The sequence below is a fragment of the Kitasatospora sp. NPDC088346 genome (assembly GCF_044740765.1).
Classification (GTDB): domain Bacteria; phylum Actinomycetota; class Actinomycetes; order Streptomycetales; family Streptomycetaceae; genus Kitasatospora.
Window position 1 is genome coordinate 21,024 of the sequence record NZ_JBIURH010000051.1, and the last position, 15,078, is coordinate 36,101.

At 70.8% G+C, this 15,078-nt stretch carries 16 protein-coding genes; 4 read left to right on the plus strand and 12 right to left on the minus strand.

The annotated features are described in order from the left end of the window. The 9 genes from ACIOFR_RS35675 to ACIOFR_RS35715 all read right to left on the minus strand — a co-directional run bounded on the left by ACIOFR_RS35675 (position 1) and on the right by ACIOFR_RS35715 (position 6,689). Entirely contained in the window at positions 1-666 is a 666-nt protein-coding gene (locus ACIOFR_RS35675; protein ID WP_401003931.1) for a PolC-type DNA polymerase III, read from the minus strand. Then, entirely contained in the window at positions 654-1,745 is a 1,092-nt protein-coding gene (locus tag ACIOFR_RS35680; RefSeq protein ID WP_401003933.1) for a DegT/DnrJ/EryC1/StrS family aminotransferase, read from the minus strand. Before ACIOFR_RS35680 ends, ACIOFR_RS35675 begins: the two co-directional genes overlap by 13 nt. Beyond that, on the minus strand, positions 1,738-2,790 hold the full coding sequence (locus tag ACIOFR_RS35685) for a radical SAM protein (protein WP_401003935.1): 1,053 nt from the start codon (positions 2,788-2,790) through the stop codon (positions 1,738-1,740). Before ACIOFR_RS35685 ends, ACIOFR_RS35680 begins: the two co-directional genes overlap by 8 nt. Beyond that, positions 2,787-3,032: a hypothetical protein gene (locus ACIOFR_RS35690; RefSeq protein WP_401003937.1), complete on the minus strand. Its 246-nt coding sequence runs from the start codon at positions 3,030-3,032 to the stop codon at positions 2,787-2,789. The genes ACIOFR_RS35685 and ACIOFR_RS35690 overlap by 4 nt, the downstream gene beginning before the upstream one ends. Positions 3,033-3,482: 450 nt before the next feature. Further along, positions 3,483-4,112 carry a GTP cyclohydrolase I gene (gene folE / locus ACIOFR_RS35695; RefSeq protein WP_401003939.1) on the minus strand — a complete coding sequence of 210 codons (630 nt, stop codon included), beginning with the start codon at positions 4,110-4,112 and terminating at the stop codon, positions 3,483-3,485. Between the two features lie 77 nt (positions 4,113-4,189). Next, positions 4,190-5,299 carry a glycosyltransferase family 4 protein gene (locus ACIOFR_RS35700; protein ID WP_401003941.1) on the minus strand — a complete coding sequence of 370 codons (1,110 nt, stop codon included), beginning with the start codon at positions 5,297-5,299 and terminating at the stop codon, positions 4,190-4,192. Further along, on the minus strand, positions 5,296-5,826 hold the full coding sequence (locus ACIOFR_RS35705; RefSeq protein ID WP_401003943.1) for a phosphoribosyltransferase: 531 nt from the start codon (positions 5,824-5,826) through the stop codon (positions 5,296-5,298). Before ACIOFR_RS35705 ends, ACIOFR_RS35700 begins: the two co-directional genes overlap by 4 nt. A 3-nt stretch (positions 5,827-5,829) precedes the next feature. Further along, positions 5,830-6,516 (minus strand): 7-carboxy-7-deazaguanine synthase QueE, encoded by a 687-nt coding sequence (locus ACIOFR_RS35710; RefSeq protein ID WP_401003944.1) that lies wholly within the window; start codon positions 6,514-6,516, stop codon positions 5,830-5,832. Between the two features lie 20 nt (positions 6,517-6,536). Further along, complete coding sequence (locus ACIOFR_RS35715; RefSeq protein WP_401003946.1) at positions 6,537-6,689, minus strand: hypothetical protein; 153 nt, start codon at positions 6,687-6,689, stop codon at positions 6,537-6,539. Between the two features lie 38 nt (positions 6,690-6,727). Between ACIOFR_RS35715 and ACIOFR_RS35720 the strand changes: the two genes are divergently transcribed. Continuing rightward, on the plus strand, positions 6,728-7,720 hold the full coding sequence (locus ACIOFR_RS35720) for a transcriptional regulator (RefSeq protein WP_401003948.1): 993 nt from the start codon (positions 6,728-6,730) through the stop codon (positions 7,718-7,720). Here ACIOFR_RS35720 and ACIOFR_RS35725 read toward each other — a convergent pair. Beyond that, positions 7,706-8,305, minus strand: coding sequence for an HAD-IA family hydrolase (locus tag ACIOFR_RS35725; RefSeq protein WP_401003950.1), 600 nt, complete (start codon positions 8,303-8,305; stop codon positions 7,706-7,708). The two genes, ACIOFR_RS35720 and ACIOFR_RS35725, sit on opposite strands and share 15 nt — an antisense overlap. A gap of 1,334 nt (positions 8,306-9,639) precedes the next feature. Between ACIOFR_RS35725 and ACIOFR_RS35730 the strand changes: the two genes are divergently transcribed. After that, positions 9,640-9,900 carry a hypothetical protein gene (locus tag ACIOFR_RS35730; RefSeq protein ID WP_401003951.1) on the plus strand — a complete coding sequence of 87 codons (261 nt, stop codon included), beginning with the start codon at positions 9,640-9,642 and terminating at the stop codon, positions 9,898-9,900. Between the two features lie 269 nt (positions 9,901-10,169). Here ACIOFR_RS35730 and ACIOFR_RS35735 read toward each other — a convergent pair whose 3' ends face one another. Beyond that, complete coding sequence (locus ACIOFR_RS35735) at positions 10,170-10,886, minus strand: HNH endonuclease family protein (RefSeq protein ID WP_401003953.1); 717 nt, start codon at positions 10,884-10,886, stop codon at positions 10,170-10,172. A gap of 1,816 nt (positions 10,887-12,702) precedes the next feature. Next, complete coding sequence (locus ACIOFR_RS35740) at positions 12,703-13,713, minus strand: ATP-dependent DNA ligase (protein WP_401003955.1); 1,011 nt, start codon at positions 13,711-13,713, stop codon at positions 12,703-12,705. Between the two features lie 106 nt (positions 13,714-13,819). Between ACIOFR_RS35740 and ACIOFR_RS35745 the strand changes: the two genes are divergently transcribed. Together ACIOFR_RS35745 and ACIOFR_RS35750 are read left to right on the plus strand one after the other, a co-directional pair. After that, entirely contained in the window at positions 13,820-14,143 is a 324-nt protein-coding gene (locus ACIOFR_RS35745; protein ID WP_401003957.1) for a hypothetical protein, read from the plus strand. Next, a complete protein-coding gene (locus ACIOFR_RS35750; protein ID WP_401003959.1) occupies positions 14,140-14,886 on the plus strand; it encodes a hypothetical protein in 747 nt (248 codons plus the stop codon). Before ACIOFR_RS35745 ends, ACIOFR_RS35750 begins: the two co-directional genes overlap by 4 nt. Positions 14,887-15,078 lie beyond the last annotated feature (192 nt).

Genomic DNA, 15,078 nt, shown 5'->3' on the forward strand with positions numbered 1-15,078 from the left:
TCAGAACAGGGCGCTCTGCTCCGCCTCCGGCACCATGGCCAGGCGCTTGGGCTGCAGTCCGGCGGCCGCGTCCAGCTCCAGGAGGGTGCGCCACCGGCCGGCGGCGCACCCTTCGGTCAGCAGCCGACCCAGGACCTTGGCGGTCACCTCGACATCCGGCATCGCCCGGTGCCGGTCCGCGGGCTTGGGGATGCCGTAGTGGCCGAGCAGGTTGTCCAGCCGGTAGGAGCCGAGCCAGGGAAGGACGGCCCTGGCCAGGCGCACGGTGTCCAGCAGCGAGGTGGCGGCCAGTACCGGGCAGTGCTCGGCCTGGCGGGCGATCATGCCCGCTTCGGTGGAGGCGTGATGGGCCACGAGCCGGTACGGCTGGGCGGTCAGGTTCGCGTCCAGGCGGGCCATCACCTCGCCGGCCTGCGCCTGCCCGGCGAGCATCTGGGCGGTGATGCCGGTCTGGCGGGTGTCCATCTCGGTGACGGGCACGTCCGCCGGCGGACGGATCAGAGAGTCGAACCGGCCGACCTCCACCAGCCGGTCGCCCTCGGGGCGCAGCGCGAGCGCCGCGACCTCGATCGGCTCGGCGGGGCGACCCGTCGGCGTGAGCCCCTCGAAGTCGATCACGATGAGGGTCAGGTCGCGCCAGCGCGGGTCCTGTGTCAACCGGTCCACGTGGCTGCCTCCTGTCGGATCGTCAGCGCCCATCGCTGGATCGCCTGTTCGGTGTCATGCTCGGTGAACGGGACGGCCAGCAGGGTGTCCACCGTAGCCCGCGCGCGGGGAAGATCACCTCTCGCGTAGCCGACGCAGGCAGGGTGGAGGTGGGCGGCGGTCAGGCGGTGGGTGCCGACGCTATTGGGGACGCCAAGCTGCGCCAGGCGGGAGGCGAAGGCCCTCGGCCCGGGCAGGTGCACCCGCCACAGCGCGCTGTAGCCGTTGGTCCGCTCCTCCTCGGCCGCCTCGATCCACTCGAGGCCGGGCGTGCGGTCGACGGCCTGGTGGAGGAGGGCGGCCTGCTCACGGCGCCGGGCCAGTGCCCCGGGGAAGTGTGCGAGCTGATGGCGGGCGAGGGCTGCGAGCGGCTCGGCGAGGCGGTGGTTGACGCCCAGGCAGCTGGCGGCCGGGGCCCCGGGGGCGGGGGTCTGCCAGTGGGTGCGGTGGGCGGCGGCCCGGTCGGCGAGGGCGTCGTCGTCGGTGAGGAGGTAGCCGCCCTCCCCGCAGGCGATGATCTTCCCGTCCTTGAGAGAGAACGCACCGATGTCGCCGATGGTGCCGGCAAGGTGGCCGCGGGCGGTGGTGCCCTGGGCCTGGCAGGCGTCCTCGACCAACCGCAGTCCCGCGGTGCGGGTGTAGGCGGCCAGATCGTGGATGCCGGCGGTGCGGCCGCCCAGGTGCACGGCGATCACGGCCTTGGTGTCCGGGCCGGTCTTCCCCGCGACGTCGGCCAGATCCATGCCGTGGCCGTCAGCGGCGGCCTCGACGAAGACGGGGCGGGCCCCGGCGGCGACGACAGCGGCCACCGTCATGACGACGGTGACGGCGGGCAGCAGGACCTCGTCACCGGCGCCGATGCCGCAGGCGGCCAGTGCGGTGGTGATCGCCGCGGTGCCGGAGGAGACGGCAACGGCCCGCCTGGTTCCGAACACGGCGGCCAGATCGTTCTCCAGCTGCGCGACCTCCTGGTAGCTCGTGGGGTCGGGCATGCGGGCGACGGCCGCGGCCATGGCCCGGTGGCCGGGGTGCTCAGGCACGGGTGGTCTCCGTTCCGGTCGGCGCGAGGACGGGGAAAGAGGTGAGCGGCCACATGTTCACGCAGTCCACCGAGAACAGGGAGCAGTCCGTGCCGCAGCCGGTAGGGTCGGGGAACAGGTCCCGCGCGGCGGCGCCCTTGATGGTGCGGTGGCGCTCCAGCGGGGTGGCGGCGATCCGCAGGGCGGACGGGCAGTCCCACACCGTCCCGTCCGGCTGCACGAAGTGGAGCGTGTCGCCTCCGAAGCAGCCCGGAACGAGGTCGGTCGGCCGCCGGACGGCGGAGGCGACCTGGCCGGCATAAGCGCGCGCTGGCAGCACCAACGGAAGCTCGGCGGCGTACAACTCCTCGAACCGGGCGGTCAGCTCGGGCAGCAGGTCGGGCGTGAGGGACAGCTCGGCGGCGAGCTGGTGATCGGGATCGAGGGCGATCGGCTGCGGGACGGCGTAGTCGCAACCCAGCGCGGCAGCGAGCTCGGGCACGGCGACGATGTCGGCGAGGTTGCGGCGGGTGACGACGCTGTAGATGCCGACCTTCGGCCTCGGCCCGGAGCCGCGAGCCTTGATCAGCGCGCTGATGCCGGAGACGACGGCCTCCCAGCCGTCGCCCTCACGGTGCGGCGGCCGCCACTTGTCGTTGTGGACCGGGTCGGCGGAGTCCAGCGACACGGAGACCGCATCGACGCCGAGCTCGACCAGCGGTTCGCACAGGTCCGGCCGGTTCAGGGCGACCCCGCTGGTGCACACCACGACCTCGACCCCGCCGGCCTTGAGGACCTCGATCAGCGTGAGGATCGGCTTCCACAGCAGCGGCTCCCCGCCGGCGAGGAAGACCCGGCCAACCGGCGAGTCGGCCAGCGTCTTGGCGAAGGCCAGCACATCGGCGGCGGTCAGGTCATTCGGCGACAGGTGGGACAGCACCCCGGGGCCGGTCGGCATCTCCTCGCGGTGCGCGCTGATCATCCCGAAGTAGCAGTACAGGCAGCCGTGGGAGGCGCAGAACGAGCGCAGTCCCCACAGCAAGCTGATCGGCTTCGTCGGCTTCACGGTGTCACCCCTTCCAGGTCGGCGGCGGTGCGGCACGCCCTCGCGATGAACTCGACCGCCTCGGCCTCGCCGGTGGTGCGCCGGTCGAGCACCAGGTACTTGTCGGGCCGGTCGGCAGCGAGCAGCTGGTAGAGGCGCGCGGCCCGGGCCATCAGCGCGCGCTCGTCGGCGCTGCTCGGCCAGCCGGTGCGCTGCTCGAACCGGGCAAGGCATCGACCGGGGTCGTCGCTCGAACCGGGCAAGGCATCGACCGGGGTCGTCGGTGAGCAGCATGGTGATTGTCGGCGGCGGCCGCCACGCCTCGATGACCTTCTCGATGTGCTGGGTCTGTTGAAAGGCCCAGGCGTCGGTGGCGCCGCTCGCCTCAGCGAGCACGGCGGCCTGGTAGACGGCGACCGAGACGGGGCCGCGGTCCTCCAGCACGACCCGGCCCGCTCCGGCCGGCGGCAGCGACTCGTGCCGGTGGACTTGCAGGGCGGCCAGCAGCAGCGTCTCGGTGCGCGGGTGCCCGGTTCGCAGGAACCGGTCACCACCGGCGTACAGCGCGGCGATCACCTGCCCGTCCAGGCCCTCGGGCGGTGAGTCGGGCAGTTCGACCAGCGGCACGCACAGCTCGCCGAGCACGTCGGCGGCCAGAGCACCGAGATGGCTCTTGCCGACACCGTTGACCCCCTCCAGGGCCACCCATGCGCTCACCTGGCGCCGCCCGTCATCGACGCGACCCGGTGCAGCCGCTCCGCCAGCGCCGGGTCGGCGGCGAGCGTGGGCAGCAGGTACTCGGTGGCGGTCCTTGATCCATGAGCACGGACCCCGCGCCCCGTCATGCACAGGTGCTCGCCGACGGCCCAGACGCCCACGGCCTTGCTGCCCGTCAAGCGGGCAATCTCCTCGGCGACCTGGGCGGTCAGGCGTTCCTGCAGCTGCAGCGCGTGGGCGTACTTCTCCACGATCCGCACCGCCTTGGACAGGCCCAGCACCTGGCCTTCGGGGCGGTAGGCGACGCGGACCTCCACGGTGAAGGGCAGCAAGTGGTGCTCGCACAGGCTCGTGGTGCGGATACCGCCGACGGCGACGCAGTCCTGGCCCTCGGCGGAGTGCTCGAAGACGGTGTCGATCGTGCCGGGCTCATGGCCGAGGAACTCGCTCCAGTAGCGGGCGACACGGGCTGGGGTGTCCACCAGCCCGGGCCGGCCGAGGTCCTGGCCGAGCGCGACCAGCAGGGCGCGCACGCTGGCCTCGACGGCCTGGGAGTCGATCCGGCTGCGGGCACCGGAACCGGATGGGGCCGCGGGCGGGGCGAGTGCGGTCAGGGTATCGGTCAAGGGGTCTTCCTCTTTTCCGTGGGAAGGAGATGACGGGGCCGCACGGTGCACCCGTGCGACGAAGCGGCGGAGCGCGGCTACAGGCCGAGCGCGGCCAGGAGAGAGCCAGCGGACTGCTCCGGGGTGAAACGGGCGACCCGGCCGGGCGCGGCCATGCTCGCTCGCCGGTATCCGTCCGGATCGGCCAGCAGTTCGCCCAGCGCCGCCCACAGGGCGTGCGGGCCAGTGTCCAGGGCTACGGTGCGCCCGGCCTCCCCGGCCAGCCGCGGCACGTTGCCGAGGTCGAAGCCGACCACGGGGGTTCCGACCGACAGGGCCTCGGCGGCGGTGAAACAGAACGTCTCCGGGACGCGGGTGGAGATGACGGTGGCCGCGCCGCCGGCGAAGAAGACGGGGACCTCGCTCCAGCGGAGCGGCGGCCAGATCGTCACGACGTCGGGCCGCAGGTCCCGCGCCGCCCGGCAGGCGGCCAGGGTGCGCGACTGCCCGCCGCTTTGGAGCTCGAACCCGGCCTTGGCGAGGACCAGTTCGACGGGCCTGTCCCAGCCTGTGGGCAGGGCCTCCAGGAGTTCGGCCAGGCCCTTCGCCGGGTCGGCGCGCGAAACGATCCGCACCGGCCCCGCCTCCCGGAGCTTCTCCCGCTCGCCGGCCGCAGTGGGCGAAGTAAGGGTGTGCAGGGCGTTGGGGACGGTCACCCAACGGCTGGTGTCCAGGCCCGCCTCGGTGCCGCCGTCCGCGAGGTAGTCGCTGGCCGGGCAGATCACGTCAGCCGCCGCCAGAGCGTGCCGCCACCGTTCTTCGTTGCTGGGGCGGATCTTGTGGACCATCAGCGCCGTGGTGACACTGTCCGGTGCCGGATTGAGATAGCCCAGACCCCACAGGGTGTCGGCCCAGCACACGGCGTCCACCCGGTGCTCGGCCAGGATGCGGCGCACTTCCTCGACCACCGGGGTGGGGTCGGCGAGGGCGGCCAGCACGTCAGCGTTGGTCGCCGGCTGCGGCAGCATAACGCTTCTCAGCCGGATCAGGCCCGGCTCCAACCTGTCCTGCGGCGTGGGGCCGGCGGCCATGACCAGCGGGGTGTGTCCGAGCCGCCGCAGGCCCTTGACCAGCGCGCCGATCGAGCGGTCGATCCCCGAGGGCTGATTGGTCCGGTACGACATCAGGACAAACGCGATCGTGCTCACGAAACTCCCTCCCGTCCGACCAGGGCGGACGTCTCCCACGGGAAGATCACCCAGCGCCGGACCATCTCGCCGATACAGGTCACGCTCTCGCCCGGCGGCCTGCCGCCGGTCCAGTTCGCCTCGTTGACCACCAGAACGGCGCTGCGAACCCTTGCCGCGCCGGCCTGCTCGACCAGGCGGACTGCGGTGGCGAGCGTTTCGCCGGTGCCGGCGACGTCGTCGACGACCAGAACGTCCAAGCCGGTGACGTCGCCCAGCGAGTCGCCGTTGCGGGTCTGCGGCCGGGCGGTCTTGGCCGCGTTGGTGGAGTCGTCGACGTTGTGGGTCACCTCCAGCGCCCGCACGTCGCGGACGCCGAGCTGGTGGGCGAGCACGACGGCGGGGACCATTCCGCCGCGGACGACGGCCACGATGGTCTGCGGTACGCCGCCTGCCCTGGCCGCAGCGGCGATGCGTGCGGCATGTTTCTCGATCATGTTCCACGTCAGAGCGGTCGTGCTCGTGTCTTCGTCGATGGTGCCGGTCACTTGCTACCTCCCACGGTCGGTGTCCCAGATGGTGATGTGCAGGCGAGTGCCCAGGTGCCAGCCGCGGGCGACGACCGGGTCCGCGAGCAAACGCAGGCCGGCCTGCACCGTCTCCCGGGTGGTCGCTACCGGCATCACCCAGACCGGGGTGAGGCCGAACCTGGCCTCCAGCTCGGAGATCTCGGCGAGCTCTTCCGGTGACGAAACGGCGAACTTGAACACTGCGGTGCCCAGCGCTGCGAACGCCTCCAGAGCGGCGGGGACAATCCTGCGGTCCTCAACGACCCCGGAGCCGGACAGCTTCGGCGAGACGTTCCACTGGATGCCAGCACCGGCCAGGGGCAGCGGCGGTGCGATGGTGCCGTTGGTCTCGAACTCGACCCTGCGACCGGCGGCGAGCAGCTGCAGGGCGAGCGGCACGACACCGGGCTGCAGCAGTGGCTCGCCACCGGTGATCACGATGATCGGCTCGGTCCCTTCGAGAGCCCAGGCCACGAGAGAGTTGACCGACCACCACTGCGACTCCGCGGACAGGTCATAGCGCCGGGCGTCCCACGTGAACGGGGTGTCGCACCAACCGCAATCCAGGTTGCAGCCGCACAGGCGGATGAACGCGGCACGCTGCCCCGTCGACGGTCCTTCGCCCTGCACCGTATTCCGGAACATCTCGGCGATCCGCAGGCGGAGCACCGTCGCCCTGGCCCCCGGGCTCACGGGGTGGCCTCGAACTGCGCCCAGGTGCTCTCGGTCTCCGACACGCGGACAGTGAGCGGATGCCCCAGCGCGTCCAGCAACCCCTGGTCGGCTGTCCATCCGGTCAGGTACGCGGCGAGGTGCTCCGAGGTCGGGTTGAAGCCGAGCACCCGGTTCAGGACTCACTGAACTGGTAGACGGGAGCAGCGTGGATCGCAGGGGGTTCATCACAGCGGGCCTGAGGCTGTCGGCTTCGGCGAGCAACTGGTCCAAGGCCCTCGCGGACGGCCGGCCGGAGGCGGTGGCCGAACCCGGCAGCCCGGGCCTGCTCGCCCACATGGACGAGCGGCTGAACTACCTGCGCCGGGTCGACGACGAACTCGGCAGCGGTGAGGTGCTTAAGCAGGCGCGCGGCGAGCTGTCCCTGGCGGTGAAGCTGATCAAGGCCCGCCGGTACAGCGGACCAGCCGTGGACCACCTGTACCGGATCGCCTCCGAAGCCTCCCGGCAGGTGGCGTGGTGCACCTTCGACCAAGGCCGCCCAGGCGCGGCGCAGCGGTACTTCGATGCGTCCCTGCGCGCTTCCGCCGAGGCGAACGACGCCGTCGGCGGCGCCTACGCGATGTCCTTCGCGGCCGTCCAGTGCTACTCCACCGGCCAGCCCGGCCGCGCGGTGGACCTCCTGGACACGGCCAGGACCCAGATCAAGGGACGCGGCACTCCCCGGATGGAGGCCATGCTCGCCGCCCGCACGGCCCGCGCCCTGTCGAAGACCGGCGCCGAAGCAGCCACCCGCCGCCACCTCGACCTGGCGCGCGCCGCACTGGACAAGGGGCCCCGCGACGACGACCCCGGCTTCCTCTACTGGGTGACCTACGGCGAGATCGAGATGATCGCCGGATCATCGGCCCTCGACCTCGGATACCCAGCGCAAGCCCTGCGGCGGTTCGAAGCCGGCATGGACGCGTACCCCGGCGACGAGGACTTCCCCCGCAGCCACGCCATCTACCTGGCCCGGGCTGCAGAGGCACACCTTGCGCTGTACGACCTGGACGCGGCGATCGCCACCGCCCGGCACGCGGCGACCTGCCTGGGCGCAGTCGACTCCGCCCGGTCGGCGTCCGAGCTGACGGGCCTGTGCGAGAAACTGGCCCCGCACACCGCGCACCCCGCCGTCCGCGACTTCCTAGAAGCGGGGTAGGCCCAGTAGATCGCGCAGGCGCTTGGCCACCACGTCTTCGTCCAGCCCGAGAAGCGGGGTGAGGCCGAGCGCCGCGGCGGCCTCCAGATTCGTCTCGCTGTCGTCGACGAACAGGCACTCGTCCGCGCTCACACCGAGCCGGTCAAGCACGATGCGGAAGATCGCCGGATCAGGCTTGCGCACACCGACATCGGCCGACAGCACCACCGCATCGAACGAGCCAGCGAGATCGAACCCCGCATAGGGGTCGTACGGAGCCCTTCCGAGGCTGTTCGAGAGAACCGCCGTCCTGACCCCGGCCGCGCGCGCCTCCCTGGCGACCTGGAGTACCAGGAAGGCCGGGAACGCATCGTGCAGGTACCGGGCCATCAAGTCCCCCGAGTCAACCCCGATCAGGGCAGCGAACCCGCTGTTCCACTCGGCCTGGTTGATTTGGCCGAGCTCCAGCTTCCGGAACAACTCCTGCCCCCGCGAATCTGCCCAGGCGCGAAGGAACACCCCCCGGGCGAGCTTCTCCCGGTCCTCGAAGGCGGTGATCACCTCGACCATATTGAAGGTCAGGACGCCGAAGAAGTCGAAGATCACGCCACGAAACGGAGACGCTCCAGCACTCACCATCCCCGAATCCTAAGGGAAATCAGTGGTCTTGACGCCGTGTCGGAGCGCACCGCCCCCACGCTGCCCGCTGCGCCCACTCCCTCACTGCTCCCCGACCACCTTGCAGCCGGTCGGTGCCGGTCGACTGCGTTCCCCACAACCTGACCCGCACCGAGGAAAGCCTGGGCAGCACTCTGCGCGGCGTCTTCCCACACGACGTCCCCGTCCCGCCGACCGCCGGTCCGGGCACGAGCGACGGCAACGGTGGGCACAGCCCCAGCGCCCGCCCCGCCTCCCCGACCGACAAGGACGACCAGGCGCTGCTGGCAACCGCACTCGACCAGATGCTCGTCTACCTGCACCTGCCTGCGCTACGGACCGGCCCCCGACCTCTGCGACGTCCCGGTGGCCACCGCACCCTCACGGCGCGGCGGCGGGGTCGTGCCGCTGGAGGACGCCCCAAGACCCTCGACGTACGGGCGAAGCTGCGCCGCACGCCCCCGGCCGATCACCGCCAACTGCGACCTGGACACGCTCGCCCGCTGGGTGGTCGGCAACCCGAAGGCCGCCGCCCGCCTCGACCACTGGGCCCAGGTCCAGGACCGCGTCGACGGTCCGAAGGCCGCCATCGCGCCCGCCGAGGTCGAGATCGAGATCCGTGGCGCCCTGATCTTCGCCTGCCTCCTCTACCTCGCTGGCCACCCGGAGAGCGCCCGCTTCTGGTGGCGCCTGGCCGCCGGCGCCGGAGATCAGACCGCCGCGTACTGCCTGCACCTGCAGCACCTTCAGCCGAGGTCAGGTCGGCGAGGCGAACTGGTGGTTCGAGCAGGCACTCACCAACCACGACCCGCTTGGACACCAGGACGGCCCCACCTCGCCCCCCTGGCCCGACTACGTCACCGTCGTACGCACCCTCGAGCGCGCCTACACCGACGGCTCGGTCGCCGCCGAACCCCCCGCCGACGACATCGCCGCAGAGCTCGACCGCCTGATCGACCGGACCTCCCGCAACAACGGCCCCCACGGCCTGGCCAGCCGCCCGACCGACCACCGCCTCGCCGAAACGTTCGCCGGCCACCACTGACACCTCCCGCCCGGCACCCTCCCGCCCGGCAGCCCACCGGGCGGGAAGACGGTGCCCCCCGACCCCTCGGCCCACCCCCGCGAAACCACTGCGAAACTCGCACGCGGATCCCCTTCGGCGCGCGCCACCACCGCCGCCGCTCCCGGCCCTGCCACGCCCCGTGCTGTCCACCGCACACGCCGTCGGCCCGCCGAGGGCTACCGCGTCCCGCACCGCCTCTTCCAGGAGCCGATTCCCCATGCCCGACCAGCAGCCCGTCAACTCCACCTCCTCCGCCGGACCTTCCGGACACCCGCAGGGGCCCGTCATCCACATCACCGCCGGCGCGAACTCCACGATCCACCTCGACCAGACCACCACCGACCAGGCCGGCCCGACCACCGCGGACCCGGCAGTGCGGTCGGCTCCGATCTGGCACCGATCGGCGGTCGTGTGGACCGCACTCGGCGTGATGGTCGCGGCCGGCGGAGTCGTGGTGACCGCCCTCGCGGCCAGATGACGGGACGTGCAGGGACCGGATCAGGGCGGCCGTGCCTGTGCCGTCTGCCTCCTTCGCCTGGTCGGCGGCCCGGTCGTGGGCCGCTCGCGAAGCCAGGGCGCAGGCTTGCCGCCCGCCCGGATCGAGGCCGGGCGCCAGGGCGTGCCACCTGGCCCACCTCACGCATGCCGTTGCCCGATGATGGACATTACTGGTGCCGCCCGCGCCTCCCCGTCGATCAGGATGTCCCCGCCGCCGTACCGCGCACCCGCCCGGCGGTCGGGGGTGGTTCAGCGGGCGAGGGAAACCGTGACGTCGTCGTTGGGGCAGCCGGCCGCGAGGTCGGCGAGCGCCTGGTGCTCGCGGGCGTCGACGCTCAGGCCCCAGCGGGTCTTGATCGCCACCCAGTCGTCCAGGTAGGTACAGCGGTAGGCGGCCGCCGGGGGGAGCCACTGTGCGGGGTCCTTGTCGGACTTGCTGCGGTTGGAGGCCGCAGTGACGGCGATCAACGCGCGCGGCTCGTTCAAGTCGTTGGCGTAGGTCTGGCGCTCGGCCGCGGTCCAGGTGGATGCGCCGGAGTCCCAGGCCTCGGCGAGCGGGACGAGATGGTCGACGTCGAGGCGGCCGGCGTCGGTGACGAGGACGTCGTCGTACAGCGACAGCCACAGCCCGCCGGTCAGTGCGCACCGCGGTCCCTGCGCGGGGGCTTCGAGGGCCTCGGCCTTGATGACTTCCTTGCGGGCGTCGCAGCCGTCCTTGTCGGCGTCGACCCAGTGCTTGAAAGCGGTGCGGACGTAGCCGGTGCGGTCCTCGTCGGTGACGGCGAGCTGGTCGATCGCCTCGGTCAGCGGCAGGGTGATGCTCTGCCCGGCCTCCCGGTGCGCGCCCGCGCCGGCCACGCCGGCCGCGGTGGGCCCGGTGGCGCTCGCGGTCGTGGCCGTAGTGGCGATCAGCAAGGCCGCGGCTGCGGTGGTGATGGCTGCCCGGGTGATGGCGGTGGTCCGCACGGTGGCGCTCCTGCTTCGTCGGCGACTTGTCGTGGACCTTCCTACCGGCCGCCGGGCGATCTTGATAACCCGTCAGGTGGCGGGTCGCCCGTGCGGGGGAGAAGTCGTACTGGTCCCGGACCGTCAGCGTCGAGCTGGCCGGTACGCGGGCGGTGTTCTGGCCGTTCGTCCGGGAGTGAGCGGTCGGGTGGAGCCGCGCGGGAACCGGGACAGAACTTCGTCAGCGCACTCTCCGAGAGAACTAGGCAGCTGCAAGCCGTCTGGGGCGTGTCGACATCCCATATCGGCAACCACACGACCGGTGGAACGATTATCGAGCCGTATATCGCTGGAGCCACATACAGCGCGGCGGCAGCGGCCGGCACAAGCACCAGCACTTCAGCTGAGTGGAATTTCGACATCTGCCGCGGGGCATGTAGGTTCCGGCCCGGTTCTGCTGCAGCGGCGGCAGCGGCAGCGGCGGCGGCAGACAATGCCGCGAAGGCAGCAGGCGGCGACGATACCGATGACGGTCGGCATGGGAGGACAGCGGGGAATCTGCTGACCAAGCCGCGCTCAACCCCGCGTGTCGAAGCCAAGCCGAACGTAAATCGCCCCAAGCCTGGGCCCGAGTGGAAGCGCCCGGATTACCAGGAGCTCCTCAAGTCGATCACCCGGATCTACGGTATCTGGGACCTCGTACAGAACCTTACGGGCGGCGGCACCAGCTTTACGCCAGACGAGGACCAATCCATACATCCAGCCCCGGGAACAGATCCGGGTGCCGGCGGTACTGGAACAGATAAGGGCCGTGGCTCAACGTGCCTCGATCGCAGGCCGTTTGGAGCGGAAGACAATGGTTCATCGGGTGGATGGACCTACTACGATCAGACGGGTCCGAACAAGCAGGCACAAGGAGCCGTAGCTTGCATGTACATGGAAACGTCGCGCGGTTCGCGAGCTGATCCGAACAGTCCTGGAATGGAGGAAGCCAAGAAGACTGCGAGTTCCATTTTTCCCAACCGCGATGGAGTGCTCGTCAATAGCTGTCACCTTATTCCCCAGGCCATGGGTGGTCGCGGGGTTCAGGGAAATCTTTCACCGTGCTGGGCGACTCCAGTCAATGTGGGTGACATGACGAGAATTCAAGGAATTGCCCAAGGCGCCCTGGATACCAAGAGGCTTGTCGTTGAGATGTCGGTTGTTCCAAGATATATATAGGCGGCATGATACCATCCGAGGATGAATATAAGGTTGATATTCGAACTGTAGATGGAAAACTCGTGGACTATCACGATGGGGATGTCCAGAACAGAAAGGATGGCCACTATCTCGATGGTAGCGGCTGATGAGGTGGAGATGCGAGAAGATGTGGCGCGATTTTCTGAGCTTTCTGGGTGTGTCGGCGTCGCGGGGGGTGTGGCGATCCGTTGGGAAGCTTCAAAAGATCTAGTGGGGGTTGACTTCCCCGCAGACTATCGGGAGTTCATTGATACTTTTGGGAGGGGCGAGGTTAGGGGGGATCTGGCCATTATTGGACCTTGGTTGAAGTCTGGAGAGTCTGCTGGCTGGGAGGGGTTCTCTCGAATGCTTGCGCGGACCTCTAGTGACGTCGGGTCGGAGTTTCGGGAAATGCGGCAAAGATCGATTGACCTCTGCCCTTATCCGATTTACCCGGAGCCTGGTGGTATTATTTTGTGGGGTGGTAACTATAATGGGGATCTCTGTTTTTGGCTTACCGAAAGTGACGATCCGAATCGCTGGCCTGTACTGATTTGGCGAAGGGGTGAATTTCCGAATTGTTGGTCTCGTCACGAAATGGGAATGGTGAATATTCTTAATCTAGTACTTGAGGGTGGGGATGATAGGATGTCAGACCTTGCTTATCCTGACTCTGAATCTGCTGTGTGGGTTCCGCTCGCGACCGCGCAGGCATAAGGCTGGCTGGACCTTTGCGCGTGGTGGTGCACTTCGGAGCGTGATCGGGAAGGCCTCGATCTCCAGGAATCTCCAGGACGACGTCGGGCAGCACCGGCTGATACAGGAAGGACGGCTGGCCGGGCAGGCCGGCGACGGTGCCGGGGAGCTCGGCGAGGCTCTCGCCGGCGGGGCGGAGCAGCGGGGCGAGCTCGGTGCGCAGTCGGGTGCCGAGGGGGAGGGTGACGCCGACCGGCCGGAGTCGGCCGTGGGCGTCGGGCTGGGCGATGACGGCGGCCTGCTGCGCGGTGCTGCTGCCGGTGATGCCGACGACGACGGCGTCGGTGGTGTGCCTGCGGCGCCACTTGGCCCAGTTCGAGCTGTAGCGGGGGAGGTAGGGCCGGTCGGTGGGCTTGGCGACGATGCCTTCGACGCCGCCGCCGAGCCCGCCGATCCAGCCTCGGGCCTGGTCGGGATCCTCGGTGGCGGGCAGCGCCTGCACCGCGCGGGGACCGTCGTCCAGGAGCCGGAGCAGGCGGGCGTGCCGTTCGGCATGCGGGCGCGGGCGCCAGTCGTCGTCGAGGCCGAGCAGGTCGAACGCGGCGTAGTGGACGGTGAAGGGCTCGCCACGGCGCGGGCCACCGCCGGCCCGGGTCTGAAGCAGAGCGAACGACAGCGAGCCGTCGGGCAGGACCGCCAACACCTCACCGTCCAGAGTGGCGTCCGGCAGCTCACCGGCAACGGCGATGAGGTCGGCGAACGTCCGGGACAGATCGGTGCCGTGCCGGGAGAACAACGCTGCGCCCGTCCCGGTGCGCAGGACGGCTCGCCAGCCGTCCACTTTCGGGGACAGCAGCAGGCCCGGGCCGGTCGGGAAGTCCTCCACGGGCCGGGCCAGCGCGACGTCGATGGGCAGTTCGAACGGTGCCACACCCTGCTCATGCCCGGCAGGGATGTGTCCTGACCTGCGCGGACAGTCACCGGCGGCAGCTGATCGAGACTTGCACCAATACGAACACGCGTTCGATACTCGGGGTATGAGTACCACCCCCGCCCCCACGTACTACGGCCGTCCGCGCCGGCCCGAGCACCGGCCGGGGGACGCCGAGCGCGCGCCGCGGGAGCTGCTGGACGCCGGTGGGCAGCGCCGGGAGGACCGCACCTGGCGCCTGGTCCACATTCGCATCGGCGGCCGGTGGCGATCCGGTCTGCTCACCGTCTGGTGCCGCCCCGCCGGCAGCGCCGTGTGGGTCGCGCACGTCCGCTGGGGCGAGGACCTGAACTGGGGCTGGTTCCTCTACGACGCCGCCACCATCCGCATGGCCCCCACCCCACCCGAAGAACCGAACCCGCGGCCATGACCGCCCCCACACCCGGCCCTGCGCCGGCCGACGGGCGGCCCTCGCGTGCCGAACGCCTCGCCGCCCTCATCGAGGCCACCGACCCCACCGCCCGGCTGCGCACCGGCACCACCACCCCCGTCCTGCCGGTCCACCAGGAACTGGTGCCGCTGCTCCCCGACGGAGGCCTGCGCCCGGGCACCGCGGTCGAGGTGGCCGATGCCGGGCTGCTGCTGGCGCTGGCTGGCGGCGCCGGCACCTGGGCGGCGGTCGTCGGGATGCCCGACCTCGGACTCGCAGCCGCCCACTCCTACGGCGTCGACCTCGATCGCGTCCTGCTGGTCGACGACCCCGGCACCGACACCTGGACCGACGTCCTCGCCGCCCTCATCCCCGCCGTCCCGCTGATCCTGCTCAACGCCCCGACCGCCATCACCCCGCACCTTGCCCAACGCCTCACCGCCCGGCTGCGCCAGCACCAGTGCGTGATCCTCACGCCGTCCTACTGGCCCGGCTCCGCGGTGCGGATCGAGGTCACGACAAGCTCCTGGACCGGCCTGGGCCAGGGCTGGGGACAACTGCGCGAACGCCGGATCGCCGCCGCCTCCACCGGGCGCAACGGCCTGGGGACCGGCCGTCGGGTCGAGGTGCTGCTCCCGGACGAGCACGGCCGGGTCCGCGCGATCGCGGACGCTGATGAGGTGCCGGTGCGGGAGCGGGCCCGGGCCCGGGCTGGGTGGGAGCTCGCGGCCGCGGCGTACTGAGACCGGAGGGGTGTCCGCGTGCCGCCGGTGTGGCTGCCTTCCGGCCGGCGAATCGTGTCCTAGCGTCAGGTGGTGCAGACCGGCGTTGGCACCTCGGTCCGTCGCTGAGCCCGGTCCGGCCTGCCCTCCCCCCTGGCGGCCGGGCCGGGCCTGCGCTTCGGGGCCCACCCGGGGCCCGAGCAGCGCCTGGTG

Coding starts and splice junctions, on each gene's coding strand:
- ACIOFR_RS35750 (WP_401003959.1), top strand. CDS start 14,140: ATGACCGCCCCCACACCCGGCCCTGCGCCGGCCGACGGGCGGCCCTCG.
- ACIOFR_RS35730 (WP_401003951.1), top strand. CDS start 9,640: ATGCCCGACCAGCAGCCCGTCAACTCCACCTCCTCCGCCGGACCTTCC.
- ACIOFR_RS35745 (WP_401003957.1), top strand. CDS start 13,820: ATGAGTACCACCCCCGCCCCCACGTACTACGGCCGTCCGCGCCGGCCC.